The sequence below is a fragment of the Trinickia soli genome (assembly GCF_002879855.1).
Taxonomy (GTDB): Bacteria; Pseudomonadota; Gammaproteobacteria; order Burkholderiales; family Burkholderiaceae; genus Trinickia; species Trinickia soli.
Window position 1 is genome coordinate 105,813 of record NZ_PNYB01000013.1, and the last position, 26,677, is coordinate 132,489.

Genomic DNA, 26,677 nt, shown 5'->3' on the forward strand with positions numbered 1-26,677 from the left:
TCACGACCGATCACATAACGAAGAGGAGACAGTCCGTATGGCCAGCCCCAACCCCGTCGACCCGCTCGCGATGCCCGGTGCCGGCGCACCGTCGTCGAGCTTCGAAGAAGCCACCTACCGCAAGGTCTCGTGGCGGCTTTTGCCGTTGCTGCTCGTCTGCTATCTCGTCGCCTATCTCGACCGTGTCAATGTCGGTTTCGCCAAGTTGCAGATGGCGTCCGCCCTGCACCTGAGCGACGCCGTCTACGGCCTCGGCGCCGGCATCTTCTTCCTCGGCTACTTTCTCTTCGAGATTCCGAGCAACCTGATCCTGCATCGCGTCGGCGCGCGGCTCTGGATCGCCCGCATCATGGTTTCGTGGGGCATCATTTCAGCGCTTACGATGTTCGTCACGACGCCCGCGATGTTCTACGCGATGCGCTTTCTGCTCGGGCTCGCCGAAGCCGGTTTCTTCCCCGGCATCATTCTTTATCTGACCTACTGGTATCCCGCTCATCGGCGCGGGCGCATGACGACATGGTTCATGACGGCCGTCGCGCTCTCGGGCGTCATCGGCGGCCCCGTCTCCGGCTACATCCTCAAGACGTTCGACGGCGCGCACGGGTGGCAGGGCTGGCAGTGGCTGTTCCTGCTCGAAGGGCTGCCGTCGGTGATCGCCGGCGTGTTCGTCTTCTTCCTGCTCGACGACCGCATCGCCGATGCAGGCTGGCTTGACCCGCAAGAGAAGCAACTGCTCGAACGCAACATCGGCGCCGAAGATGCGGGCAAGGAGGAGATGCCGCTCATGGCCGTGCTGGCAAGCGGCCGCGTCTGGCTCATGAGCCTCATCTACCTGTCGTTCGTGATGGGCCTTTACGGCGTCAGCTTCTGGCTGCCGACGATCATCAAGGCGACGGGCGTAACCGACGCATTCATGATCGGCTCGCTCTCTGCGATTCCGTTCGCCGTGGCCGTCGTTGCCATGATTTTCGTCGCGCGCAGCGCCGACAAGCGTCGCGAGCGCCGCTGGCACGTCGCGTTGCCGGGCATCGCGGGCGCGCTCGGGCTCGTGCTATCGGTGGTATGGGCGCATGACACGACGCTGGCGATGGCCGCGCTCACGCTCGCCACCGCCGGCATCATCACGTCGCTGCCGCTGTTCTGGAGCCTGCCAACGGCGTTTCTGGCCGGCACGGGCGCCGCAGCCGGCATCGCCATGGTCAACTCGATCGGCAATCTCGCCGGCTTTTTGAGTCCTTATGCCGTGGGCTGGCTCAAGCAGGCCACCGGAGCGAACGACTCAGGGATGTACATGCTGGCCGCGTTCATGGTGCTTGGCGCGCTGCTCGCACTCAGCGTGCCGGCGCGGCTCGTCAACAAGTAAGGGAACCACCCGCCGGACGTCGAATCGGCCGAACCGGCCGCTTCGATCGATGGGGCGCCGATGTTGTCGCGATCGTTGCCGGCTTCGCTTAGACGATCTTCATCGCCAACGAACTGGCGCGGTAGTGTTCGCTCGCACGCGCGGTATCGCCAAGCTGCTCGAACAGTCGCGCAAGCGAGCGATGCGTGCGGATCACGAGCGCGTCGTTGTCGTCGGCGAGCCTGAGCGCCGATTCGAGGAACGACTGCGCCTTGCCCCACAGCTGCTGGTGCAGGCACAACCGACCCAGCGCGAACAGCAGATCGGGATCCTCGGGACGCTCCTTGCGCCACGCTTCCGCCTTTTGAATCAGCGGCAGCGCGTCGTCGGGTTGCGCTGTTTCGGGGTAGCGACGCAACAGGCGCGCATCCCAGTTGTGCGCGAGCGCCTCTTCGACGATCTTGCGCGCCTCCGGGTGCCGGTTCAGGGCGATCAGCAGCTCGGCGGCCAGATCGGCAAGCCGCGGCGATTGCCGCTCGACCGGCGCAAGCGAATGCCAGAGCGCGAGCAGTGCCTCGGGGTCATGGCGTCGATCGCGCAGCAGATTCTCGGCCGCCTGCTGACGCAACCGCACGGCAACGGCCGGATGCAGCGCCTCGCGCTTTTCGAGCGTCTTGACGAGCTTGAGCACTTCGGCCCAATTCTTCAATTGCTGCTGCGCGCGCAGCGCGATTTGCTGCGCATGGATGCGGCGCGTGCCTTGCGCCTGCATTTCCGTCAGCGCCGCAAGCGCGCCGTCGGGGTCGCGGCCGTCGGCGCGCATATCGGCGCTGGCCATCAGACGGGCATCCTGCCAATCGGGGGCATCGATCGCCGCAAGCCATTCGTCGCGGCGCACGTACTCGCGCATGCGATGCGCAGCCACGGCGGCGATCAGCCCGGCCGCGCCTTTATTCGCCGGCGACGAAAGCGCTTCGCGAGCCGCCTTTTCCGCGCGTGAAAAACGCCCGGCGTAGAGGTTGCCGATCGCCTCGCGCAACGCCGCATGGGCCTTCGCTTCCTTGGCGCGCACGCGGTAGGCGGCCACGCGCTGCGGCATCGTCCAGACGTTACGGCCGATGCGGATCAGCGCATAGAGCACGATGAACAGCGCGATCACGCCGACGACGACGAGATTGAGCGACACGTCGATGCGATACGGCGGATAGACGAGCAGCACCTGCCCGGCGTCGAAATGGCCGACCGTGGCCAGCACGACGGCGAGCACGAACAACAAGGCGAGCCACACGAGTCCTCTGAGCGCCATCGTCAGCCTCGGCTCTTATAGTTGTGAACCGCCTGCAGGCTCGAGTTCAGGTTCGGCACTTCAACCGTCGCCGCGCCCTGGGCGACGTCCTGGACCAGCGCGCGGACCGTTTGCGTGCGTTTCGAGGCACCGTCGAAGTAGCGTGCGAGCGCGGCATCGGCGGCTTGCAGATCGGACTTCAGCGTCGCCTCGTTGCGGGAAAGCAGCCCGAGGCGCGCCGAGAGCAAACGCAGCTTCACGTTCTCGCGGATGAATTCGCCCTGCTCCGGCGTGTTGAGCATCGCATCGGCGTTATCGAGCCGGCGCACTTGGACAAGGTTTTTGAGTTCGTCGCCGGCCGCTTGCGAGAACACGCGCCACCAATGGGCCACGCGCGACTCGCCGGGGGCGGCGCCGCTCGCCGCAACCGGAGCCGACGCAGCCGATGCCGATGCGGTGTGCGGGGCCGGTGCTTCGCCCAGCAACGGCAGCGCGTCGATCTGCCCGATCGCATCGTCGAGCTTGATCGCGAGCCCTGTCAGATCGGTAGACGGCGCGGCCTTCAACTTGTCGATGTCTGCGGCGATCGCGCGACGCACGACGAGGGCCTGCGGGCTCGCCGAGGCAGCGAGCCGCGTATCGGCGCTTTGCAGCGCGAACAACGCGAGCTGCGTATTGCCCGTGAGTTGCAACTGCTCGCTGGCGCTGGACAGCATCTGCTCGACTTCGGCGAGCGTCCAATCGTCACGGTTCCGCGCGAGGTCCTGGTACTGCTGCTGCAGCGCCTGCTGGGCCGTCTGCGCGTCGGAGAGCTTGCCTTGCAACTGCGAAAGCGCGGCGTCGGCCTGATGCGCCGTCGCCACGGCTTGATCGGTTTTGGCGCGCAGCTCCGCGGTTTGAGCGTCGAGCGCCTGCTGGCGCGCGGCGAGCCGCGCATCGAGCCGGTCGAGCTTACGGTTGAAGGCGAACGCGGCGACGCCCGTCGCGATCGCGAGCAGGAGCACGACGAGCCAGACGAGGCCGTTGCGGCGCCGGGGCGGCGCCTCGTAGACAGGCGGCGTCAAAGGCGGAAAAGGCGGCGGCGCAGCCGGCGGAAACGACGCGGGAGACGGTTCTTGGTTCGTATCAGTCATGCGCGAATGGGTCGAGGAGAAGGCCTGAGCCGGTTGTTCGAGGAAGGCGCGAGACGATGCGGATAAGGCGCGCAACGCCCCGAGGATGCGAGCATCGCCGGGGCCGGATGCCGTAATCGTATCAAAACCCAACGCCCTCGCCGTTTCGGCGATGCGCGGGTGCGGCGCGACGAGCGGAGCATGCAGCAGCGCCTCGTGTTCGGCATCGGTGAGCGCCGTGCGCGCCATCGCGTCGAGATTGCGCACTGCCTCCGAACTCGTGAGCAGCCAGGCATGCGGCGCGCCACCCAAAAGGGCGCGCACGCGCGTCCAGGTCGCGTCGGAGACAGCGGGGACGACACGCCGGTAGGCGCACACGGCTTGCACATGCGCGCCCGCCTCGCGCAGTCGCTCGGCCAGCCACTCGCGGCCGCCGTCGCCGCGCACGATCAGCACGGAATGGGCGTCGAGAGAGGACAGCCCCAAGCGCTGCGACAGCGCGGCCAGCAGCGCCTCGGAATCGAAACGGGCGCCGGAGTCGGCGTCGCCGTTGCTTTCGTCATTCGCGCAAGCCACGGCGGACGGGGCTTGCGCCTGGCCCGGTGCACCCGGTGCATCAGCATAGCCGTGCGTGGCGCCCGCACGAAATGTGACGCCCTCATCGGGCGCCTGCGCCCCCGCCGGTGCGATGACTTCGTAGGCCGGCGCGACGATGCCGTGCCGGGCCAACGCGGCGACGCTGCCGGGCCCGACGACGCCGATGGGGACGGAGCGCGGCCAAACAAAGCCGGGCGTGAGCCGGGTCGCAAGCTCCAACGCACGCTCGATCGCGTTCGGCGAGACGAAGACCACGAGCGCGAACCGTTCCAGCGAAGCCAATCGTTCGCGCAACGGCGCCAGGTCTTCGGCAGGCGCGATCTCGATCAATGGGAAATCGAAGGCGGCGATGCCCTCGCGTTCGAGCGCGGCGGCAAGCGCGGCCGATTGCCCGGCTGGGCGCGTCAGCACAACGGTGAAGCGCGCAGCGCCAGCGTTCACGCTGGACTCGCCGCGGCCGGGCTCGACGCTCGTCACGATCGGTGCAGCGCCCTAGGCGGCCGGCTCGGCGCCGCGCGCGGCCGCGAGCTCGTCGACGACGGCGCGCGCCCCTTGCGCCACGAGCGAACGCGCAACGGCGTCGCCCAGCGCAAGCGCATCGACGTCGCTGGCCACCGGCGCCGACGCTTGCGCGAACGCCGCGCGACTGCCGTCAGGCATCGAGACGCTACTTGCCAGATGCATGCGCTCGCCCTGCCAGCTTGCATGGGCGGCCAACGGCACATCGCAACTGCCGCCGAGCGCGCGTGAGACGGCCCGCTCCGCTTCGACGGCCAACCGCGTCGGCTCGTGCTTCAGCGGGGCAAGCCAAGCCTGCAGATCGGGGCGCCCGGCGAGGATTTCGATGCCGAGCGCACCTTGTCCGGCAGCCGGCAGGCTGTCTTCGACATCGAGCGAGGCACGAATTCGCGCCGCCAGCCCGAGCCGTATCAGCCCGGCGCTCGCCAGAATGATGGCCGCGAAATCGCCGCGATCGAGCTTGGACAGACGCGTATCGAGATTGCCGCGCAGCGGCGCGACGACGAGGTCGGGGTAGCGCGCGCGCAACATCGCCTCGCGGCGCAAACTGGCCGTGCCGACGACGCTGCCGGCCGGCAAGGCGTCGAGCGAGTCGAAATCGTTCGAGACGAACGCGTCGCGCGGATCTTCGCGCTCCATCACGGCCGCCAGCAGGAAGCCTTCGGGCAGCGCCATCGGCACATCCTTGAGCGAATGCACGGCCAGATCGGCCCTGCCGTCGGCCAACGCGTTTTCCAACTCTTTGACGAACAGGCCCTTACCACCGACCTTCGACAGGGTGCGATCGAGAATCTGATCGCCGCGTGTCGTCATTCCCAGAATTTGCACGTCGCAAGATGGATATAATTTCCGCAGCGCATCGCGGACGAACTCGGCCTGCCACATCGCGAGACGACTCTCTCGCGAAGCAATCACGAGTTTGGCAGGCGGTGCGGCTGAAAGCGTCTCGGAATTCATGAGTCAACACTTCGAATGACGGGATCGAACATCGGGAAATGGTAGCACGCACGCCCTGCCCCATTTTTCGCGCTTGCCGGTGAACAGGCGCGCTCTATCAGCGCGCCGCCGGCGTCCGGGTGCGTCGCCACGAACGCCGCGCCGTGAGGAACGGAAACAGGACCTGAGCGCCCATCCGCAGTTTGCAGTCGTTTCGTCAGTTTTGCGTATCTGCCTGTTGTAGCCCCTTTCACCCTGGCTTCACTGAGGAATTCACCGTGACGTCTTCCGGATCGGCGCGCACCGCCCGCCGCAACGATGCATCGCCCCGTTCATCCGCAAAGGCCGCCGCGTCAGCCGCTGTGCGCGCCGCCGCACCCGCTGCCACCGGCGCCCGCACCAACGGCGCGGCCCGCCCTGCTCCCTCCAAACCGGCCGGTCGCGGCCGCGAAGACAAAGATCAGCCGCTGTTCCAGGACATCCGCTATCTCGGCCGCCTGCTCGGCGACGTGGTGCGCGAGCAGGAAGGCGACGCCGTGTTCGACGTCGTCGAAACGATTCGGCAAAGCGCCGTCAAATTCCGGCGCGAGGAGGACATCAGCGCCGCGCAGTCGCTCGAAAAGCAACTGCGCGCGCTCGAACCCGGGCAGACAGTCAGCGTCGTGCGCGCGTTCAGCTTCTTCTCGCATCTGGCCAATATCGCCGAAGACCGCCACCACAACCGGCGTCGCCGCATTCACGCGCTCGCGGGCTCGGCTCCGCAAGCGGGCACGATCGCGTACGCGCTCGGCCACCTCGCGCTGAACGGCAATCCCGACGCCGCTGCGCTGGCCCGGTTCTTCGATGACGCACTGATCGTGCCCGTGCTGACGGCCCACCCCACCGAAGTGCAGCGCAAGAGCATTCTCGACGCGCAGCACGACATCGCGCGCCTGCTGGCCGAGCGCGACCAGCCGCTGACCGAGCGCGAGCGCGCGGGCAACGAAGCGATGCTGCGCGCACGCGTGACGACGCTCTGGCAAACGCGCATGTTGCGCGACTCGCGCCTGACCGTCGCCGATGAAATCGAAAACGCGCTGTCGTACTACCGCACCACGTTCCTCAACGAGATTCCCGCGCTTTACGACGATATCGAAACGGCGCTCGCCGAACACACGGGCACGCCGGCGCATGTCCCCGCGTTCTTTCAAATGGGCAGCTGGATCGGCGGCGACCGCGACGGCAATCCGAACGTGACGGCAGACACGCTCGAGCATGCGATCACGCGCCAAGCCACCGTCATCCTCGAACACTATCTCGAAGAGGTCCACGCACTCGGCGCCGAACTGTCGGTTTCGAATCTGCTCGCCGGTTCGAGCGAAGCGTTGAAAGCACTCGCCGCCGCGTCGCCCGACCAATCGCCGCACCGCGTCGACGAGCCGTATCGGCGCGCGCTGATCGGCGTGTACGCGCGTCTGGCCGCAACGGCGCGCGCGCTGCTTGGCGAAGGTGTCGTGCATACGCGCAGCGGGGTTGCCCCCGACGCGGCGCCCTACGCCGACGCGCAAGCCTTCGCGGCCGATCTGACAGTGCTCGTCGATTCGCTCGCTGCGCATCACGGCGCCTCGCTGGCCACGCCGCGGCTGGCGCCGCTCGCGCGCGCCGCGCAGGTGTTCGGCTTTCACCTCGCATCGATCGATCTGCGCCAGAGTTCCGACGTGCATGAGGCCGTGATCGCCGAACTGCTCGCGCGCGCCGGCGTCGAGGACGATTACGCGTCGCTGTCCGAAGCCGACAAACTGCGCGTGCTGCTGGCCGAACTCGAACAGCCGCGGTTGCTGCGCTCGCCGTATCTCGCCTATTCGCCGCTCGTGCAAAGCGAAATGCGCGTGCTCGAAACGGCGCGCGCCACGCGCGAACGGTTCGGTGCGCGTTCCGTTCGCAACTACATCATTTCGCATACGGAAACCGTCAGCGACCTCGTCGAAGTCCTGCTGCTGCAAAAGGAAGCGGGCTTGCTCGAAGGCACGCTGGGCAGCAACGCACGCGGCGCCGGGGCGAAGAATGCGCTGATGGTGATCCCGTTGTTCGAGACGATTGCCGACTTGCGCAACGCGCCCGTCATCATGCGCGAGTTCTTCGCGCTGCCGGGCGTCGACGCTTTGGTCGCGCATCAGGGCGGCGAGCAGGAGGTCATGCTCGGCTACTCCGACAGCAACAAGGACGGCGGCTTCCTGACGTCGAACTGGGAGCTCTATCGCGCCGAACTCGCCCTCGTCGCGCTGTTTCGCGAGCGCGACATCACGCTGCGGCTCTTCCACGGCCGCGGCGGCACGGTCGGTCGCGGCGGCGGCCCGACCTACCAGGCCATCTTGTCGCAGCCGCCGGGCACGGTCCAGGGTCAAATCCGTCTGACCGAGCAAGGCGAAGTCATCGCGAGCAAGTTCGGCAACCCCGAGATCGGGCGGCGCAACCTGGAAACCGTCATCGCGGCCACGCTCGAAGCGACGTTGCTGCCGCAAGGCAATGCACCGGCCAATCTGTCGGCGTTCGAGGAGACGATGCAGTCGCTCTCGGACGCCGCAATGGCCGCCTATCGCGCGCTTGTGTACGAAACGCCGGGCTTCACCGATTATTTCTTTGAATCGACGCCGATTTCCGAAATCGCCGAGCTCAATATCGGCAGCCGGCCGGCTTCGCGCAAGCTGCAGGACCCGAAGCATCGCCGCATCGAAGACTTGCGCGCCATTCCGTGGGGCTTCTCGTGGGGGCAATGCCGCCTTTTGCTGACGGGCTGGTACGGTTTCGGCAGCGCCGTGGCTGCGCATCTGGAAGGCGCCGCCAGCGAAGCCGAACGCGCGCGCCGGCTTTCGACGTTGCGCAAGATGTACAAGAGCTGGCCGTTCTTCACGACGCTGCTGTCGAACATGGACATGGTGCTGGCCAAGACCGATCTGGCTGTGGCATCGCGCTACGCGCAACTCGTGCAAGACAAAAAGCTGCGCAAGCTCGTGTTCGAACGCATCGTCGCCGAATGGGAACGCACCTCGCACGCATTGTCGGAAATCACCGGTAAGAACGAGCGGCTGGCCGACAATCCGTTGCTCGCGCGCTCGATCAAAAACCGCTTCCCGTATCTCGACCCGCTTAACCACCTGCAGGTCGAATTGCTCAAGCGCCACCGCGCCGGCAATACGCACGCGCGGTTGCGGCGCGGCATTCATTTGACGATCAACGGTATCGCCGCCGGCCTGCGCAATACGGGCTAAGGCGCACCGCCGCGCGGCGGTGCGGTAAAAAAGGGCTGTTCGCGAATGCGACAGCCCTTTTTATTTGCTTATTCGTCTTCGGGGGTGGGATAAGCATTAAGCGTTTACACCGATCTGCCCGGCTCAAGTTTTAGCTCGTTTTGGTCGATAAAAAACCTGAAGAATCCGGTTTCCTGATTTTCGATATGTCGCTTTTTTCGCTATTCGATGAAGGTCGAGGCGAGTGAAATCCCCGCGGGCGCGTGCAACCGCGCGAAAAACCAGGGACATGAACCGGTAAAAACGCTTGCAGCAGATGATTAACGTGGCGCGACTCCCCCGATTACTGGCTCATCCTTCCCGCGCGTTCCGTGTCAACCACGCAACGGCGCTCGGATTGATTTTGGCGCTCTGGATTGCGTTGGGCGCCTTCGCGACCTGGGACGCCAGAACGGAACTCCACAGCGAGCGGGTGCAGACCGACACGCTGGCCGATGCGCTCGCCGCGCATACGTCGCGCGTGCTACGTGAAGCCGCTCAGGTGTCCTCCGTGGTGGCGTGGCTGGTGCGGCGCGACGGCGTCGGACTCCCGCTGCAGGACTACGTTCATTCGGGACTGCTCGACATGGACGTGTTCATCCAGGTTGCCGTCATCGATAAACACGGCATCTTGCGCGCCTCTACCATGCCGGATTTCAGGCCGATCGACTTGTCGGATCGCGAGCACTTTCGCGTTCATATCGACGACGCGAACACGCGCCTGTTCGTCGGCCGCCCCGTCATCGGGCGGGTAAGCGGACAGGTCTCGATTCAACTTTCGCGGCGTATCAACGATGCACAGGGACGTTTTGTCGGCGTCGTCGTCGTCTCGATGCCGCCCGCCTATCTGACCGAACTCTACGACGCGCTGCAGATCGGCCACGACGGCCTCGTCAGCGTGATCGGCACCCGAGACTTCGGGATTCGCGCGCGCCGCAGCGGCGATCGCGAAAACCTCGACTGGCAGCGTCTGCCCGCCAACGCAGCACTGCGCAGCGCCCTGGCACACGCTCCCCGCGGCCATTTCGATGAGACCAGCCCGATCGACGGCGTCCAGCGCACCGTCAGCTATAAGACATTGCCCGATGACCCGCTCGTCGTCGAAGTGGGCTTTTCGAACGCCGATTATCTTGCGGCGTTCCGCATGCGCATGCTTGCGCTGTTGCTCGCCGGCGTCATTCTGACTGCCCTGATCGTCGCAGCAGAAGCGAACCAGGGGCGGCTGTTCCGTCGCCTGCAAGCCGCGTCGGAGCGCGAACGCGAAGCGCTCGCCCGCACCACGGACGAAGCGACGCGGGCCGACGCGCTCTTCACAGCCATTCCGGATGCCGCGCTTGGCCTTTCCGCCGACGGCCAGATCGACGGCCACAATCCGCGCCTGATCGAGCTGCTCGGCTGGCACGGCGACGAGATCGGATCGAGTACGCCCGAACAGGTCGCGCGCGCGTTCTTCCGCGACGACCGCAGCGCCGATCGCGACGAAAAATCCGCGCACTTCGCGCAGATGCTGCGTGGGATCGACCTCGAACATTCGGCCAGCGAGGTGTTCCACCTCGAAACGCCGTATCCCTGCGTCTATGAAATGCGCGTCGAACGACGCGGAGCGAATTCGAACGGCGTCGTTGCCCTGATCCGCGACGTGAGTCGCGAGCATCTGAGCGAGCAGGCGCTCATGCACAGCGAGGCGCGCTACCGGCAACTGATCGAACTCTCGCCTTATGCGGTGTTCCTGATTCAGGAATTCACGATCGCGTTCGCCAATCCTAAAGCGCTTGAAATGCTCGGCGCGTATTCGGCCGCACAGATTCGCGGGCTCTCGATCATCGAGTTCGTGCATGCCGAACACCGCGAGGTCGTGGAAGAGCGTATCGGCCGGCTCCTGTTGCGCTACACGGCCGCACCCGCGCGCGAGGTCAAATGCCTGCGGCTCGACGGCAACGCCTTCATCGGCGAAATGACGGCGGTCCCGTACGAGCTCGACGGCGTCCGCGGCGCACTCGTCATGCTGCAAGACGTGACGGGCCGCAAAGAGGCTGAAACGCAGCGCGATCGCCTGTTCGATCTGTCGCTCGATCTGACCTGTCTCGCCGATCCCGCCGGCCGCTTCAAGCGCGTCAATCCGGCATTTACGAAAGTGCTCGGCTGGTCGGCCGAGGAACTGCTCTCACGCCCGTTCATCGATTTCGTGCACCCGGAAGACCGCGCGAGCACGGTGCATAAAATCGAAGGCCGCCGCCCCGGTGAGCCGATCGATCAGTTCGAGAACCGCTATCTCTGCAAGGATGGCGGGACGCGCTGGCTGTCGTGGAAGGCGATTCAGCTCGAAGGACTCATCTATGCGACGGCGCGCGACGTGACCGAAAGCCGGCGCGCGACGCAGCAGCTCGAACAGGCGCGCGCCGACGCCGAGGCGGCTTCGCGTGCCAAGAGCGCCTTCCTCGCGACGATGAGCCACGAGATCCGCACGCCGATGAACGGCGTCATCGGCATGATCGAAGTGCTGTCGCAGACACCGCTTTCGGGCGACCAGGGCGATATGGTCACGACGGTCCGCGAGTCGGCCAACGCGTTGCTCACGCTGATCGACGACATCCTCGACTTTTCCAAGATCGAAGCGGGCCGGCTTCATATTGAACGCGTCCCGCTGTCGATCGCCCACCTCGTCGACGGCGTCTGCCATTCGCTGAAGACCGTGGCCGAGCGCGCGGGAGTCAGGCTGCAGAAGTCGGTCTCGCCCGACGTGCCACAGGTGGTGCTATCCGACGACACGCGGTTGCGCCAGGTGCTCTACAACCTCGTCGGCAATGCGATCAAATTCTCGGGCGGGCGGCCTGGCAAGCCTGGCGCTGTCAGCGTTGTCGTCGATTGCCGGCCAGACCCGTCGGATCAGAAGCGAGCCCACGTGAGCTTCAAGGTCATCGACAACGGCATCGGCATGTCGGCCGACACGCTGCCCAAACTGTTCAAGCCGTTCACGCAGGCCGAAGCCTCGACGACGCGCCGCTTCGGCGGCACCGGCCTCGGTCTCGCCATCTGCCGGAGGCTGTGCGAGTTGATGGGCGGTGACGTATCGGCGCAGAGCGTACAAGGGGAAGGCTCGACGTTCACGGTCAGCCTGCCGTTGGAAATTGGCGAGAGCGTCGCCGAAGTGGGTCGTGCGCATGGGCATGCGACCGCCGGCGCGAACGGCGCCCAACGGATCGGTTCGGGCTCCGCCGGCCCCGCCCTGTCGGTCGCGCAGGCGCGCGAGTTGGGACGCCTCATTCTCGTGGCCGAGGACGACGCGATCAATCAGAAGGTGATCCTGCGTCAATTGGGCTTGCTGGGGCATGTGGCGGAAATCGCAGGCGATGGGCGCGAAGCGCTCGCGCTATGGCGCGCCAATCGCTACGCGTTGCTGCTGACGGACCTGCATATGCCGGAAATGGACGGCTACGAGCTCGTCGAGACGATCCGCCGCGAAGAAGCGCCCGGCGTGCGCCTGCCGATCGTCGCATTGACGGCCAACGCCGTGCAAGGCGAAGCCGCGCGCGCGAAGGCCGTCGGCATGGATGGTTATCTGACGAAGCCGCTACAACTCGCCCGTCTGCAAGCGGTGCTCGATTCGCATTTTCCCGCGCACGACGCGGCCGCGGCATCGACCCCTGCACCGGCCGCACCGGCGCCGCCGCAACACGAGCAGGCCGTGGACATCGACGTGCTCAAAGGGATCGTCGGCGACGATCCCGAAATCGTGCGCGAGCTGCTTTCCGATTATCAGCAGTCCGTGGGGCGTCTGGCGGCGGAGCTGCGCTCGCACTGCGACGCGGGCCGCGGCCGCGAGGCGGGGGCGATTGCGCACAAGCTCAAATCGTCGTCGCGCTCGGTCGGTGCTTTGATGCTCGGCGATCTGTGCGCCGAATTGGAAAACGCCGGCAAGGCCGGCGATCTCGCCCTGCTTGCGAATTGGGCGAAGCAGTTCGACGCGGCGCTTGCCGCCGTCGAGGACGCGCTCGAGCATTTGCTCGCAGCGGAAATCAAATAGTTAGGACTCCTTCGGATCAATCGTCATGATGGAAGATATCGATCTGACTCCCAAGCGCGCAGCGGTGCTCGTTGCGAGCGAATCGGTGGCCGATGCCGAACTCGTGGGCAAGCTGTTGCAGGACGAATTCCACAACGTGAAGCTGTCGACCCGGCCTGAATTCGCCGTCGAGGACTTCGAAGCCCAGCGCCCCACCGTGCTCGTGCTCGCCTTCGATTCGCTCGAAGCCGCGCAGCGTTACTACATCGGGCTGTATCGGCTGAGCTCGGTCGTGCATGAGACGCGCCACCGCGTCGTCGTGCTTTGCAACAAGCACGACGTCTGGAACGTCTACGACCTCTGCAGCAAAGGGCACTTCGACGACTACGTGTTGTTTTGGCCGGCGACCAACGACGCGCCGCGCATCCGCATGTCCGTGCATCAGGCGCTGCGGATCATGGCGGCCAAGGCCGAAGCCGGCGATGTGGCCCCGCGCGCGGCGCCGGCCGGCGTGAGCGCGCCGAGGCCCGCGCCCGCCGCGCGTGTCGAAGCCGATACGGACACGGTCGTGCTCGGCGCGACGGCAAAAGATGCGCAGGCAGCGGCACTCTCCGCCGCCCGTGCGCAGCAAGCCGGCGCCCAACAAACGACCGTGCCGCAGCGATTGGCGGTGCTGATCGTGGAGGACGACGAGTTTCAGCAGAAGCTGATCGGTCGCTTGATGAATGGCCTCGACATCGACGTGCTGTTCGCCGGCAGCGGCGCGCAAGCGCTCGACCAGATGTGGGAACACAAGCCGGACCTCGTGCTGATGGATGTCGGCCTGCCCGATACGAGCGGCGTCGAAGCGACGCGCAAGATCAAATCGATCGGGCAGTTCGGGCACGTGCCGATTCTGATGGTGACGGGCCACAGCGAGCGCAACATCGTCGTCGACAGCCTGAAAGCCGGCGCCGCCGATTTCCTGGTCAAGCCATTCGACAAGAACACGCTGCATGAAAAGCTGCGTCAATTCCTGCCGGCATTGGCCGTTTCGTAAGCGCGTTTCGCCATGGAACCGGCACGCAGCACGCTCAACCCGCACCAAGTGATGTAAGAAGATGGAGCAGCCAACCCGCCCTCGTCGAATCCTCGTCGTCGACGACGAGCCTTTCGTCCTCAAAGTCCTCGTGCGTCAGCTGAGCCAGTTGGGCTACCAGGAAGTGCTCTCCTACGAGCACGCGCAGGATGCGCTCGAAGTATTGCAGCGCGACGATCATCAGGTTGATGTCGTCTTCACCGATTTGCAAATGCCCGGCATGGACGGCGTGGAATTCCTGCGCCAACTCGTGCAGCGCGGCTACGACGGAGAAGTCGTGCTCGTCAGCGGCGAGGATGCGCGCATTTTGAAAAGCGCGGAGAAGCTGGCCTATTCGCGCGGGCTGCGCGTGCTTGGCTCGCTCGCAAAGCCCGCGACGCGCGAGCAGTTACAACAGAGCTTGCGCGGCGACGCACTGGCGGAGCCCGACGGCGAGCAACCGGGCAGCTACCCGCCTGACGCGCTGCGCACGGCGATCGCGGCCGGACAACTCATCACGTGCTATCAACCTCAGGTGGCGTTCGCCACCGGCGAAGTGACGGGCGTGGAAGCGAAGATCGGCTGGATGCATCCTCGCGACGGGCTCGTAACGGTCGAACCGATGCTCGGCGGCGTCGAATATTACGGAGTCCTGAACGATTTGACCCGCACGTTGCTGCCGACTGCACTGGAGCAGGCCGCGCAATGGCAGCATCTGGGCGACGATTTTCGCGTCGGCGTCAATCTTTCGATGGATGACCTGGCCGCGCTCGACTTCCCGGACTTCATCGTCGATGCGGCCGCACGCGCCCGCTTTCCCCTGTCGCGGCTCGTGCTCGAAATCAACGAAACGCGCATGACGCGCGATCGCCTCATCTCGCTCGATGTGCTCACACGGCTGCGGCTCAAGCGCATCAGCCTCCTGATCGACGATTTCGGCACCGGACAATCGTCGCTCGCCCATCTGCGCGATATACCGTTCGACGAATTGAAGCTCGACGGCGGCTTCGTCCACGGCGCGAGCCGCGACGCGTCGCTCAATGCGATCGTGAAAGCGAGCCTTCTATTGGCGCGCCAATTGAACATGCGCACGATTGCGCAAGGCATCGACGATCCAGAGGATTGGAACGTGCTGCGCGCGATGTCGTGCGAGGTGGCGCAAGGCAACTTCGTCGGGCCGCCGATGCTTGGCGATGCGCTCCCGCAATGGGCGCGAACATGGGCCGCCAAATACGCAGCCATGGCGCGCTAATGGTGCTCTAAAGGCCTGCTAACGGCTCGCCTTGGCCGTGCGCGCCTGCAAAATGGCGCGCACGGCTTTGCCCCGCCTCGGGCGCCTTTCAGCCCGCCTCGATCATCAACACGTCGAGCATGAACGAACCGTCGTCTTTGACGCCGTAATACTGGCGGACCTCGTCGGGCGCATTGCTCCACAGCGAGCGAATCGCCTGCGCCCGATCGTCGGGCGTGCGCATGCGTGCAATCCACGATTTGAATTCGAGCGGCAAACGCCACCGCTCGCGCACGCTCGCCTCGAATCCGGCCTTCGCAAAGAAGGCCACCCATTCGTCGGCGCGGTAGTTGCGAACGTGCGAACCGTCGCGCAACACCTCGATCGCCTGCAAATGCGTATCGAGCAGCGGATGATCGGGGCCGGCGCCATCGATGAACAACACGCGGCCACCGGGCTTGAGCACGCGGCGCACCTCTACGAGCGCGTCCGGCAGATCGTGCCAATGGTGGGCGCTGAAGCGGCTCACGACCCAGTCGAACGATGCATCGGCGAACGGCAGCCGCTCGGCCGCTCCCTGCTCGGTGCGGACGTTGTCGAGGCCCCGCTCGCGCGCCGCCGCGGCCACGACCGCCAGCATCGGCTCGGCAATGTCGTAGGCGACGACAGAGCGGGCATGGCGCGCGGCCGCAAAACTCGCGTGGCCGGCGCCGCAGCCGAGATCGAGCACGTCGGCGTTCGGCGTCGAGGCGATCTCGGCCGCCAGCGTTTCCAGGTCCGCGCCGCTCGCGTGGCTGGGGCTTGTCAGATAAGCGGCGGCGGTCGAGCCGAACGCGTCGGCGACTTGATCGTGATGTTTCATCGGTGCGTTCCTTGGGTAGCAAGTAGACAAAGGGGCGGGCCGGAAAAATTTGTGCCCGTGGCCCGCGTGGCGGTCGCGTCGAGCACGCGTGCCGCTACAATATGGCCACCCGGGTACCGGTACAAGCCAACCGGTTATTCCGGTATTGGCTCTACCCGGCTTGTCGCTGCAACAGCATCTACCATGACCACCGCCGAATCGTCCCGTCCGCGCGCGAGCGCGCCTTCTTCGACTGCTGCCGAGCCGGGCTCCCCGGCCGCAAGCGCGGGAATGCCGCTCGAAGCGAGCCCCGCCCGCGCGCTCGGCGAGTTCGTCCGAGCCCATCGCGAGCGTCTGTCGCCGCAGGCGGTAGGGTTGCCACCCGGCCCGCGGCGCCGCACACCGGGGCTGCGTCGTGAGGAGGTGGCTCAGCTTTGCGGCGTGAGTCCGACCTGGTACACCTGGATCGAGCAGGGCCGGCCGGTGTCCGCGTCGGCCGACGCGTTGGCGCGGATCGCCGTGGCCCTGCAGCTTTCACGGGCCGAACGTGCCTATCTGTTCGAACTGGCGGGCGAGCGCGATCCTGCCGAACCGACACCGACCTCGAGCGATGCGCCTGCCGCCCTCCTCGCGACGGTCGGTCTCGTCGATGCGCCCGCCTACGTGCTCGATCGCCAGTGGAACGCGCTGGCGTGGAACACGCATGCGGCCGAACTGTTCGTGGGCTGGCTCGACGGGCCGGCCGACCCCATGCGCGAGCGCAACCTGCTGCGCTTCACGTTCACCGAACCGGCGGCCCGAACGCTGATCGTCGATTGGGAGACACGCGCCCGCCGTCTCGTCGCGGAATTTCGCGCGAATTCGATTCGTCATCTGAATGACGGCCCCACCCGCGCGCTCATCGATGCGCTCGGCGCCGAAAGCGAAGCGTTCGGCCGATTCTGGGCGTCGCAAGACGTCGGCGAGCGCGAAGGCGGTGCCCGCGCATTCGAACATCCGCGGCTCGGACGCGTGATTTACGACCAGATCACGCTGCGGCCAGCCCATCGCGAAGACCTGTTGCTGGTCGTGCTCGTGCGCGTTTGAGCGCTTGCCTCGCAGAAGAACGCGCTCGTTTCTGCGCAACCGGCATCGCTTCGCGAACACCCGCCAGGAAGCGCGCGAGGCGGTAAGATAGCGCCCAACGCGAACGACGGCCCCCATAAGCCGCCCCATGACCACAATGCCGACCGAACCCACGCCGCCCGTCTTGGCGGCCCTGCTTGCGCGAGTCGCGGCCGAAGATGCCAATGCGCTGCGCACGCTGTACGACCTCACGAGCGCGAAACTGTTTGGCGTTGCGCTGCGTATATTGGTGAAGCGCGAGTGGGCGGAGGAAGCCTTGCAAGAATCGTTCGTCAACATCTGGCGCTACGCGGGCGACTACCGCGAGGCGCTGGCGGCCCCGTTTACCTGGATGGCCGCGATCGTGCGCAACCGCGCGCTGGACTGCCTGCGGCGGCAAAAAGCCGCCGTTGCCGACGGCTCTGGGCTGACCACCGAATGGAGCGAGACGCTCGACGAAGTCATTGCCGGCGACGAGCGCGACCCGGCCGATTCGGCGCTGGTGTCCGAGCAGGCAAAACAACTGGCGATCTGCCTGGCGCGGCTCGAAGCGAGCCAGCGCCAAGCGGTCGCGCTGGCCTATTTGCGCGACCAGAGCCACAGCGAGATCGCTGAGCAACTGTCGGTGCCGCTTGGCACCGTCAAGTCCTGGGTGCGACGCGGGCTCGAAAAGCTGAAGATTTGCATGGGGGGCGTATGACGATCCCCACGTTTACTGCGCTCACCGGCCCCGAGCGGGCTTCGGACCGCCTTCCGGCGGCCGCGCAGGGAGACTGAGATGAACCTACACCGCTACCCCGATCTCGTCGATCGCCTGGCTGGCGAATACGCGCTCGGCGTACTGCGCGGCGGCGCGCGCAAGCGCTTGGAACAGCTTGCACGCGAAGACCAGCGCGTGCGCGAGGCGATCGAAGGCTGGCAGGCCCGCATCGGTGCGATGGCCGAACTCGCGCCAAGCGTCGCACCGCCGCAGACCGCTTGGGCAGGCGTCGAGCGCAGGCTCGGCTTTGCCGCGGCACACGCGCGGACCGGCGCGACGGCGCAGCCGTTCAACGCGCGCAAGACGCTCGGTGAGGTGCGCGCGCGCTGGTTCGAATCGCTCGCGTTCTGGCGCAACTGGTCGTTCGCCGCAACGGGGGTCGCGCTGGCCGCGGCCGTCGCGTTGGCGGTGACACTGCGCCCGTTCGCACCCGAAAGCGGTGCGCCGGCCGGGCAAACGATACAAACGGCACAAACGACACAAACGGCGCGGCCGGGCGCCGGGAAAATCGAGCGTGTCGCCTATGTCGCTGCACTGGTCCCGCCTGATCAGCCCAAGAGCCCGACGATGGCATTCGTGATGTGGGACGACAAGAATGCAATGGCGAGCGTGCACCGCATGAGCGGGGGCGACGCGCCGCCGCCGGGCAAGAGCGAGCAGCTGTGGGGCGTGATGCGCGACGGGCGGATGGTCTCCCTCGGCATGCTGCCCGCCGGTGCGGTGGTCGACATGAAGCTGCATGGCATGAACGTCTACGCGAAGCTCGCCATTTCCGTCGAGCCGATGGGCGGCTCGACGCGCGCGGACGGCCCGAGCGGCCCGGTCGTCTGCGAAGGTTCGTTGATGGCGACGGCCTGACCCCGCAAGCAGCGGCCAATGCCCGCTTTATTTCGACGGCACCCTACCACCCGAGGCCGGGGCTGCCCGAACGCGACCCGCGCCGGCGCGCTTTGCCCGCCGTACCGGAGCGCACGGAGAGCAGTGATAAAATCCACGGCTTCCCGCCGCATCGGCGCCCCCCTCTTTTAGCTGATCATCATGACGTCTCAACTGCACAAAAAAGGCGAAGCCTGGTCGGCTCGCTTCTCGGAGCCGATGTCGGAGCTCGTCAAGCGCTACACGTCGTCGGTGTTCTTCGACAAGCGTATGGCGTTCGTCGATATCGAGGGCTCGCTCGCGCACGCAAAGATGCTGGCCGCACAAAAGATCATCAGCGCCGATGACCTGGCTGCGATCGAACGCGGCATGGCGCAAATCAAGGGCGAGATCGAGCGGGGCGAATTCGAGTGGCAGCTCGACCTCGAAGATGTCCACCTCAATATCGAAGCGCGCCTGACGGCGCTGATCGGCGACGCCGGCAAGCGTCTGCATACGGGCCGCTCGCGCAACGACCAGGTTGCCACCGATATCCGCCTTTGGCTGCGCGGCGAAATCGACCGCATCGGCGGGCTCATCAAGGATCTGCGTACCGCGCTCGTCGATATGGCCGAGCAACATGCCGAAACGATCATGCCCGGTTTCACGCACCTGCAGGTCGCGCAGCCGGTCACGTTCGGCCATCATCTGCTCGCCTACGTCGAGATGTTCGGTCGCGATGCCGAGCGCATGCGCGACTGCCGTGCGCGCGTGAACCGTTTGCCGCTCGGTGCGGCCGCGCTCGCAGGCACGACTTATCCGATCGACCGCCACGCGGTGGCGAAAACGCTGGGTTTCGACGGCATCTGCGCGAACTCGCTCGACGCCGTGTCAGACCGCGATTTCGCGATCGAATTTACGGCCGCTGCGGCGCTCGTGATGACGCACGTGTCGCGTCTCTCGGAAGAACTCGTGCTGTGGATGAGCCCGCGCGTCGGTTTCATCGATTTGGCCGATCGCTTCTGCACGGGCTCGTCGATCATGCCGCAGAAGAAAAACCCGGACGTGCCCGAACTCGCGCGCGGCAAGACGGGTCGCGTCAATGGCCATCTGATGGCGCTGCTGACGCTGATGAAAGGCCAGCCGCTCGCCTACAACAAGGACAATCAGGAAGATAAAGAGCCGCTGTTCGACACGGTCGATACGGTGGCCGACACGCTGCGCATCTTCGCCGAAATGGTGGCCGGCATCACGGTGAAACCCGAGGCGATGCGCGCCGCTGCGCTGCAGGGCTTCTCGACGGCCACGGATCTCGCCGACTACCTCGTCAAGCGCGGGCTGCCGTTTCGCGATGCGCATGAGGCAGTCGCGCATGCAGTCCGCATCTGCGTGGACCGCGGTTGCGATCTGGCCGATCTCACGCTCGACGAAATGCGGGGCGAATTGCCGAACGTCGCGCATTTGATCGGCGAAGACGTGTTCGACTATCTGACGTTGGAAGGCTCGGTGGCAAGCCGCAATCATCCGGGCGGCACTGCACCGGAGCAGGTGCGCGCGGCGGTGGCCGCGCTGCGTAAGACGCTGTAGCTGTAGCTGTAGCTGCATGAGCGGGCCGGCCATCCGCGGCCCGGACCCGCGACGATCGGGGGCCTTCGCCCCCGCTCCCCTCAATCGTTTCCGACGGTCTCCGACAAACGCTTGACCGTCGCCACGCGCTCTCCGATCAAATCGGCGCGCTCGGCTTCGGTGCCGAGCGGCGAGGTGGCGTCGAAGTATGCCGCCCATGCGCGTTGCGCGCGGACCAACGCCGATCTCGAATGGGGCGGCAGCTTATCGCGCAATGCCCGGGTATAGCGCCGCAAATCGAACTGCGCATGCTCGCAGGTCGCATCGGCCGAACACGGGCGCATCCGCTCGTTGTGCGCACGCGCGTCTTCGCTTTGCGCGCGCCCGCCCGAACCGCCCGAAGCCGCGGGACCGACCGTAGCCCCCGTAACCGCGCCCCCTGCCGACGCTCCGCTTACCGTCGCAGCGAGCGACGGTGCAGCGCCCGCCGCAGCCCCGGAACCCGCTGCAACCACACCCGAAGCCGAAACCGCAGTCGGCGCCGGCGGTGCAAACCGCGCGGCCGCATGCCGCACTGCCAGCGCCCGGTCGCGCACCGACTGCAGCAACACATTCGCTTGCGTGATCGAATAGCTGCTGCCGCGCGTGGTCTCGAACACGGCGTGGACGAGGACCGCCTCGTCCTTGCGCCAGGCGAGCCAGCGGCGCTGGCTTTCATCCCAGCCGCGCCGGTCGCTATCGGGCGCATTGGCCGCAATCGATCGCATCGACGCGTCGATGGCCGCTTCCCACGCCTCACGGGCTGCATCGATGCATTGCACTTGGCCGGCCGTCGTCGAGCGGTCCGCGCGCGCGAAGCAGTTCTGCATCGTCGTATCGATCGGGTCGGCCCGCGCGGCTTCGGCCTGCGCCACCAGCGGAGCGGCCGCAAGGGCCGCCGCTATCGCAACCGCGCGCACCGCGGACGCAGCGCGCACACCAAGGAGGTAAGTAGTGTCCGACATCGTCAAGCGCGCACGCAGTCGACGAAATATTCCGTACGCCCGCCTGCCGTTTCCGCCACGAGCCCGTGAATATCCGTCGAAAAACCCGGAAAGCGTTCGTTGAACTCACGCGCAAAGCGCAGGTAGTTCACGATCGTCTTGTTGAAACGTTCGCCAGGAATCAACAGCGGAATCCCAGGCGGGTACGGTGTGAGCAGAATGCTCGTGACACGTCCTTCGAGCTCGTCGATCGGCACGCGGTCGATTTCGCGGTGCGCGAGCTTGGCGAACGCCTCCGACGGCTTCATCGCGGGTTCCATGTTCGACAGGTACATCTCCGTCGTCAATCGCGCGATGTCGTTCGCGCGATAAACGCTGTGAATGGCTTGGCACAGATCGCGCAAACCCATCCGCTCGTAGGCCGGATGCTGCGCGACGAACTCGGGCAGCACGCGCCACAGCGGCTGGTTCGAATCGTAGTCGTCCTTGAACTGCTGCAGTTCGGTGACCATCGAGTTCCAGCGGCCCTTCGTGATGCCGATCGTGAACATGATGAAGAACGAGTAGAGGCCCGTTTTTTCGACGATGATGCCGTGCTCGGCCAGGTACTTCGTCACGATCGCGGCCGGGATGCCCGTTTCGCCGAAGTCACCGGCCATGTCGAGCCCCGGCGTGACGATCGTCGCCTTGATCGGGTCGAGCATATTGAAGCCGTCCGCAAGCGGACCGAAGCCGTGCCATTGATCCTGCGCGTGCAGGATCCAATCCTCGCGCGAGCCGATGCCCTCGTCGGCCAGGGCCTCCGGGCCCCACACCTGGAAGAACCAGTCGTCGCCGTACTCGGCGTCGACCTTGCGCATCGCGCGGCGGAAGTCGAGCGCCTCGGCAATCGATTCTTCGACGAGCGCCGTGCCGCCGGGCGGCTCCATCATCGCGGCCGCGACGTCGCACGACGCGATGATCGCGTATTGCGGGCTCGTCGACGTATGCATCAGATACGCCTCGTTGAAACGATGACGGTCGAACACGCCATGCTCGGAGTCCTGCACGACGATCTGCGACGCCTGCGAGATCCCGGCGAGCAGCTTGTGCGTGGAGTGCGTCGCGAACACGAGCGCGCCCGTGCGCGGGCGCCCCGCGCCGATCGCATGCATGTCCTGATAGAACGGATGGAATTCGGCGTGCGGCAGCCATGCTTCGTCGAAGTGCAGCGTATCGAGGAAATCGCCGAGCAATTCCTTGATCATTTCGACGTTGTAGACGACCCCGTCGTACGTGCTCTGCGTGATCGTCAGAATGCGCGGCTTCAGATCGGGATTCTTCTCCAGCGCCTCGCGTGCGAACGGGTTCGCGAGGATCTTCTTGCGAATGTTCTCGGGCTTGAACTCGTCGCGCGGAATCGGCCCGATGATGCCGAAGTTGTTGCGCGTCGGCGTCAGAAAGACAGGGATCGCGCCCGTCATCGTGATCGCGTGCAGGATCGATTTGTGGCAGTTGCGATCGACAACGACGATATCGCCCGGCGCCACCGTCGCGTGCCAGACGATCTTGTTCGAGGTCGAGGTACCGTTCGTGACGAAGAACAGATGATCGGCGCTGAAGATGCGCGCGGCGTTGCGCTCGGATGCCGCTACCGGGCCGATGTGGTCGAGCAGTTGGCCAAGTTCGTCGACAGCGTTGCACACGTCGGCGCGCAGCATGTTTTCGCCGAAGAACTGATGGAACATCTGGCCCAGCGGGCTTTTCAAGAAAGCGACGCCGCCCGAATGGCCGGGGCAGTGCCACGAGTACGAGCCTTCGTCGGCGTACTTGACGAGTTCCTTGAAGAACGGCGGCGAGAGCGAGTCGAGATAGACCTTCGCTTCGCGCACGATATGGCGCGCGACGAACTCGGGCGTGTCCTCGAACATGTGAATGAAGCCGTGCAACTCGCGCAGAATGTCGTTCGGCAGATGGCGAGAGGTGCGCGTCTCGCCGTAGAGAAAGATCGGAATGTCGGCGTTGCGGCGGCGCACTTCGGTCACGAACGCGCGCAGTTCGAGAATGGCCGTGGCCAGTTCGGGAAGTTCGCCGTCCGGTCCCGTTTCCCCGAGCATGAGCTCATCGTCGTCGAGCGACAGGATGAAGCACGAGGCGCGGCTCGACTGTTGCGCAAACGAAGTCAGGTCGCCATAGCTCGTCAGTCCGAGCACTTCCACGCCCTCCCCTTCGATCGCTTCCGCGAGCGCACGGATACCCGATCCCGAAATGTTCTCGGAGCGAAAATCTTCGTCGATGATGACGACGGGGAAACGAAACTTCATGGACGATTCTCCAAAACACTACGACCGCGGGCCCGGGGATGGTGCATCCCACGTGCCAGCGGCCGTCGAAACTCCTAGTCTCTACGCGCTACGCGTCCGTTGTATGACGGCAACGAATCAAATCACTACGTCTTGGGCAGCGTGACGCCGTGCTGCCCCTGATACTTGCCTCCGCGATCGGCGTACGACACCTCGCACACTTCGTCGCTTTCGAAAAACAGCACCTGCGCCACGCCCTCGTTGGCATAGATCTTCGCGGGCAACGGCGTCGTGTTCGAAAATTCGAGCGTGACGTAGCCCTCCCACTCGGGCTCGAACGGCGTCACGTTGACGATGATGCCGCAGCGCGCGTAGGTCGATTTCCCCAGACACACTGTCAACACGTTGCGCGGAATGCGGAAGTACTCGACCGTGCGCGCGAGCGCGAACGAATTCGGCGGAATGATGCAGACCTCGCCCTTGAAATCGACGAACGATTTTTCGTCGAAGTTCTTCGGGTCGACGATCGTCGAATTGATGTTCGTGAAGATCTTGAATTCATCGGCGCAGCGGATGTCGTAGCCGTAGCTCGAGGTGCCGTAGCTGACGATCCTGCGGCCGTCTTCGGACGCACGCACCTGGTCGGGCACGAACGGCTCGATCATGTTGTGCTGTTCGGCCATGCGCCGAATCCACTTGTCGGATTTGATGGTCATAGGAAGACGCTAAAAAAGCGGATTTACCGCCGGATCGCGCCGCACGCGAGCGCGGGGCCCACGTTGCGGTCGGGAAACGCCGGATCGCCGGGATCGCGCGCGACGATCACCGCGCGGCCGACGACGGAACGCACGCCGTCGAGCGCCACGTCGGGCGCGACGATGAAACCCGCCGCCACGCCCGTTGCGTCCGCATGAATGTTGCCGAGATCGCCTGCGCGCCGCACGCCCGTTTTGAGGCGGTCGGCCGCGGGCGCAAACACGCCGCCCGCGCTGGAGCCGTCGGCCGCGTTGCAATCGCCGCGCTCGTGAACCTGCAACGCGTGATCGCTGTTGGGCGGCAAACCGACCAGGTTGTACGTGACTTGTACGCCGTCCGAGCGCTCGATGAACGTGACGGAACCGCGCGCCGTGTTGCCGACCGTGGGCAACGCCTGCGCGTCCGCGCGTTTTTCGTGGGGGCCGAAGAAGGCGGCGCAGCCGCCGAGCGTCACGCTCGCAGCCAGCAACAGGCCGGCGGCGGCAACGTTCGGGCGGTGGGGACGCCGCCCACCGGTACGTTCTCTCATGCGATCCTCATGCCGGGACGCGGCGCCCTTGCACCGCCGAGCCGGACTCAAGCGAAGGCGACATGATACCGCGACCTGCGCAAGGCAAGCACAAACGGGGCCTTGCGCCGCGCTTGGCGCGGGCAAGCCCCCACCGCGCGGCGAACGCGTTCGTCACGTGTCCTGGACAACAATGGTCGGGAACTTCGCACTCATGTCGCGCGCGCGCTCGGCGATGCGGATCGCCACCTTGCGCGCGATCGTGCGATAGGTCTGTGCGATGAGGCCTTGCGGATCGGCCACGACGGTCGGGCGCCCGCTGTCCGCCTGCTCGCGAATGCCGATGTCGAGCGGCAGGCTGCCAAGCATCTCGACGCCGTATTCCCTGGCCATGCGCTCGGCCCCGCCCGTCCCGAAAATGTGTTCGGCGTGGCCGCAATTCGAGCAGACGTGGATGCTCATGTTCTCGACGAGGCCAAGGATCGGCACGCCGACCTTCTCGAACATCTTGAGCCCCTTCTTCGCATCGATGAGCGCAATGTCCTGCGGCGTCGTGACGATAACGGCGCCGGTCAACGGCACGCGCTGCGACAGCGTGAGCTGAATATCACCCGTGCCGGGCGGCATATCGACGATGAGGTAATCGAGCTCGCCCCAATTCGTCTGCCGCAACAGTTGTTCGAGCGCCGATGTGGCCATCGGGCCGCGCCAGACCATCGGATTGTCCTGATCGACGAGAAAGCCGATCGAATTGGCCTCGATGCCGTGGCCTTGCATCGGATTCATTGATTGGCCGTCGGGCGATTCGGGACGCCCTTCGATGCCAAGCATCATCGGCAACGACGGCCCGTAAATGTCGGCGTCGAGAATGCCGACGGCCGCGCCCTCGCTCGCCAACGCCAACGCGAGGTTGACGGCCGTCGTGCTCTTGCCGACGCCGCCCTTGCCCGACGCCACAGCCACGATGTTCTTCACCTTCGGCAACAGCTTCACGCCCGGCTGCACGGTGTGCGCGACGATTGACTGCGACACCGTGACGTTGGCCCGCTCAACGCCCGGTACTTTCAAAAGCGCCTGCTCGACGATGCTGCGCATCGCGTCGAACTGGCTCCTGGCCGGATAGCCGAGCACGACCTCGACGCCGACAGTCGCGCCGTCGATGCTCACGTTCTTGATGCCCTTGCCGGTTGCGACCGGCCGGCCCGTGTTGGGATCGGTGACGGCCGCCAGTGCGGCGTCGACCTGGGCCCGATCAATACTCATCGATTCGACTCCGAGGGGGATGATGCGCGCGGCGCAACCGCCGCGCAGGTGCGCGACGCGCCGGACATGTGGCTGCAAAACCATAGCGCCAAAGCCGATACAGCCTTCGATTGCCAATAGGTGGGCTGCCGGATTCTGCCGCGCAGCCGCCGAGCGGCAAAAGGGCTGCATCGGCGGCCACAGCCACTATTGTAGTGGCTGGCGGCCGGGCGCGGGCCGGGCCTTTACGACGCGCGGGAATCGCCAGCCGAGCCGCTTCGCGCCGACGGGCGTTTTCCGCACGGTCGCCTCGCGCGGCCGATAGCCGCATCAGGCCCGGTCCCTGCTTGGTGGTCAACTCGCCCCAGGCGGACGCCGGCCGCGCCGTCGAGGTCGTCGGCATGTGTGCGGCGGGCGTGCCTTGCCTCGAAA

The 26,677-nt window shown here is 65.7% G+C and carries 18 protein-coding genes; 9 read left to right on the forward strand and 9 right to left on the reverse strand.

All coding sequences use genetic code 11. The features are described from left to right. Window positions 1–37 precede the first annotated feature (37 nt). Window positions 38–1,363: an MFS transporter gene (locus tag C0Z19_RS16515; RefSeq protein WP_102610915.1), complete on the forward strand. Its 1,326-nt coding sequence runs from the start codon at window positions 38–40 to the stop codon at window positions 1,361–1,363. A gap of 88 nt (window positions 1,364–1,451) precedes the next feature. Here C0Z19_RS16515 and C0Z19_RS16520 read toward each other — a convergent pair whose 3' ends face one another. From C0Z19_RS16520 to hemC, 3 genes are read right to left on the reverse strand one after another with little or no spacing between them, the layout of a single operon-like run. Continuing rightward, window positions 1,452–2,648 (reverse strand): heme biosynthesis protein HemY, encoded by a 1,197-nt coding sequence (locus C0Z19_RS16520; RefSeq protein ID WP_102610916.1) that lies wholly within the window; start codon window positions 2,646–2,648, stop codon window positions 1,452–1,454. A 2-nt stretch (window positions 2,649–2,650) separates the two neighbouring features. Beyond that, window positions 2,651–4,777, reverse strand: a complete 2,127-nt coding sequence (hemDX, locus tag C0Z19_RS16525) for a fused uroporphyrinogen-III synthase HemD/membrane protein HemX (RefSeq protein WP_102610965.1) — start codon at window positions 4,775–4,777, stop codon at window positions 2,651–2,653. Window positions 4,778–4,828: 51 nt separating this feature from the next. Next, window positions 4,829–5,812, reverse strand: a complete 984-nt coding sequence (gene hemC, locus C0Z19_RS16530; RefSeq protein WP_102610917.1) for a hydroxymethylbilane synthase — start codon at window positions 5,810–5,812, stop codon at window positions 4,829–4,831. Window positions 5,813–6,069: 257 nt separating this feature from the next. Between hemC and ppc the strand changes: the two genes are divergently transcribed. The 4 genes from ppc to C0Z19_RS16550 all read left to right on the forward strand — a co-directional run bounded on the left by ppc (window position 6,070) and on the right by C0Z19_RS16550 (window position 15,369). Then, window positions 6,070–9,039 (forward strand): phosphoenolpyruvate carboxylase, encoded by a 2,970-nt coding sequence (ppc, locus tag C0Z19_RS16535; protein ID WP_102610918.1) that lies wholly within the window; start codon window positions 6,070–6,072, stop codon window positions 9,037–9,039. Window positions 9,040–9,415: 376 nt separating this feature from the next. After that, window positions 9,416–13,081 (forward strand): PAS domain S-box protein, encoded by a 3,666-nt coding sequence (locus C0Z19_RS16540; RefSeq protein ID WP_158243000.1) that lies wholly within the window; start codon window positions 9,416–9,418, stop codon window positions 13,079–13,081. 25 nt (window positions 13,082–13,106) lie between these two features. Further along, window positions 13,107–14,099 carry a response regulator gene (locus C0Z19_RS16545; protein ID WP_199180781.1) on the forward strand — a complete coding sequence of 331 codons (993 nt, stop codon included), beginning with the start codon at window positions 13,107–13,109 and terminating at the stop codon, window positions 14,097–14,099. Between the two features lie 61 nt (window positions 14,100–14,160). Further along, window positions 14,161–15,369, forward strand: coding sequence for an EAL domain-containing response regulator (locus C0Z19_RS16550; RefSeq protein ID WP_102610920.1), 1,209 nt, complete (start codon window positions 14,161–14,163; stop codon window positions 15,367–15,369). 88 nt (window positions 15,370–15,457) lie between these two features. Here C0Z19_RS16550 and C0Z19_RS16555 read toward each other — a convergent pair whose 3' ends face one another. Beyond that, window positions 15,458–16,210: a class I SAM-dependent methyltransferase gene (locus C0Z19_RS16555; protein WP_102610921.1), complete on the reverse strand. Its 753-nt coding sequence runs from the start codon at window positions 16,208–16,210 to the stop codon at window positions 15,458–15,460. A gap of 270 nt (window positions 16,211–16,480) precedes the next feature. Between C0Z19_RS16555 and C0Z19_RS16560 the strand changes: the two genes are divergently transcribed. The 4 genes from C0Z19_RS16560 (at window position 16,481) to argH (ending at window position 20,495) form a co-directional block, all read left to right on the forward strand. Then, window positions 16,481–17,275, forward strand: a complete 795-nt coding sequence (locus C0Z19_RS16560) for a helix-turn-helix transcriptional regulator (protein ID WP_102610967.1) — start codon at window positions 16,481–16,483, stop codon at window positions 17,273–17,275. A gap of 127 nt (window positions 17,276–17,402) precedes the next feature. Continuing rightward, window positions 17,403–17,993: a sigma-70 family RNA polymerase sigma factor gene (locus tag C0Z19_RS16565; protein ID WP_102610922.1), complete on the forward strand. Its 591-nt coding sequence runs from the start codon at window positions 17,403–17,405 to the stop codon at window positions 17,991–17,993. Between the two features lie 78 nt (window positions 17,994–18,071). Continuing rightward, window positions 18,072–18,911, forward strand: a complete 840-nt coding sequence (locus tag C0Z19_RS16570; protein ID WP_102610923.1) for an anti-sigma factor — start codon at window positions 18,072–18,074, stop codon at window positions 18,909–18,911. 180 nt (window positions 18,912–19,091) lie between these two features. Further along, window positions 19,092–20,495 carry an argininosuccinate lyase gene (argH, locus tag C0Z19_RS16575; RefSeq protein ID WP_102610924.1) on the forward strand — a complete coding sequence of 468 codons (1,404 nt, stop codon included), beginning with the start codon at window positions 19,092–19,094 and terminating at the stop codon, window positions 20,493–20,495. Between the two features lie 80 nt (window positions 20,496–20,575). On the opposite strand, the gene C0Z19_RS16580 is transcribed toward argH, so the two are convergent. The 5 genes from C0Z19_RS16580 to apbC all read right to left on the reverse strand — a co-directional run bounded on the left by C0Z19_RS16580 (window position 20,576) and on the right by apbC (window position 26,266). Next, window positions 20,576–21,478, reverse strand: coding sequence for a lysozyme inhibitor LprI family protein (locus tag C0Z19_RS16580; protein WP_102610925.1), 903 nt, complete (start codon window positions 21,476–21,478; stop codon window positions 20,576–20,578). 2 nt (window positions 21,479–21,480) lie between these two features. Further along, complete coding sequence (locus C0Z19_RS16585) at window positions 21,481–23,760, reverse strand: arginine/lysine/ornithine decarboxylase (RefSeq protein WP_102610926.1); 2,280 nt, start codon at window positions 23,758–23,760, stop codon at window positions 21,481–21,483. Between the two features lie 125 nt (window positions 23,761–23,885). Continuing rightward, window positions 23,886–24,455: a dCTP deaminase gene (dcd, locus tag C0Z19_RS16590; RefSeq protein ID WP_102610927.1), complete on the reverse strand. Its 570-nt coding sequence runs from the start codon at window positions 24,453–24,455 to the stop codon at window positions 23,886–23,888. Between the two features lie 23 nt (window positions 24,456–24,478). After that, a complete protein-coding gene (locus tag C0Z19_RS16595; protein ID WP_102610928.1) occupies window positions 24,479–25,024 on the reverse strand; it encodes a superoxide dismutase family protein in 546 nt (181 codons plus the stop codon). 153 nt (window positions 25,025–25,177) lie between these two features. After that, complete coding sequence (gene apbC, locus C0Z19_RS16600) at window positions 25,178–26,266, reverse strand: iron-sulfur cluster carrier protein ApbC (protein WP_102610968.1); 1,089 nt, start codon at window positions 26,264–26,266, stop codon at window positions 25,178–25,180. Window positions 26,267–26,677: the final 411 nt, after the last annotated feature.

Excerpts from the sequence above, each read along its gene's own strand:
- C0Z19_RS16515 (WP_102610915.1), top strand. The coding sequence starts at position 38 with ATGGCCAGCCCCAACCCCGTCGACCCGCTCGCGATGCCCGGTGCCGGC.
- C0Z19_RS16520 (WP_102610916.1), bottom strand. The coding sequence starts at position 2,648 with ATGGCGCTCAGAGGACTCGTGTGGCTCGCCTTGTTGTTCGTGCTCGCC.
- hemC (WP_102610917.1), bottom strand. The coding sequence starts at position 5,812 with ATGAATTCCGAGACGCTTTCAGCCGCACCGCCTGCCAAACTCGTGATT.
- C0Z19_RS16545 (WP_199180781.1), top strand. The coding sequence starts at position 13,107 with ATGATGGAAGATATCGATCTGACTCCCAAGCGCGCAGCGGTGCTCGTT.
- C0Z19_RS16550 (WP_102610920.1), top strand. The coding sequence starts at position 14,161 with ATGGAGCAGCCAACCCGCCCTCGTCGAATCCTCGTCGTCGACGACGAG.
- C0Z19_RS16555 (WP_102610921.1), bottom strand. The coding sequence starts at position 16,210 with ATGAAACATCACGATCAAGTCGCCGACGCGTTCGGCTCGACCGCCGCC.
- C0Z19_RS16560 (WP_102610967.1), top strand. The coding sequence starts at position 16,481 with ATGCCGCTCGAAGCGAGCCCCGCCCGCGCGCTCGGCGAGTTCGTCCGA.
- C0Z19_RS16565 (WP_102610922.1), top strand. The coding sequence starts at position 17,403 with ATGACCACAATGCCGACCGAACCCACGCCGCCCGTCTTGGCGGCCCTG.
- C0Z19_RS16570 (WP_102610923.1), top strand. The coding sequence starts at position 18,072 with ATGAACCTACACCGCTACCCCGATCTCGTCGATCGCCTGGCTGGCGAA.
- argH (WP_102610924.1), top strand. The coding sequence starts at position 19,092 with ATGACGTCTCAACTGCACAAAAAAGGCGAAGCCTGGTCGGCTCGCTTC.
- C0Z19_RS16580 (WP_102610925.1), bottom strand. The coding sequence starts at position 21,478 with ATGTCGGACACTACTTACCTCCTTGGTGTGCGCGCTGCGTCCGCGGTG.
- C0Z19_RS16585 (WP_102610926.1), bottom strand. The coding sequence starts at position 23,760 with ATGAAGTTTCGTTTCCCCGTCGTCATCATCGACGAAGATTTTCGCTCC.
- dcd (WP_102610927.1), bottom strand. The coding sequence starts at position 24,455 with ATGACCATCAAATCCGACAAGTGGATTCGGCGCATGGCCGAACAGCAC.
- C0Z19_RS16595 (WP_102610928.1), bottom strand. The coding sequence starts at position 25,024 with ATGAGAGAACGTACCGGTGGGCGGCGTCCCCACCGCCCGAACGTTGCC.
- apbC (WP_102610968.1), bottom strand. The coding sequence starts at position 26,266 with ATGAGTATTGATCGGGCCCAGGTCGACGCCGCACTGGCGGCCGTCACC.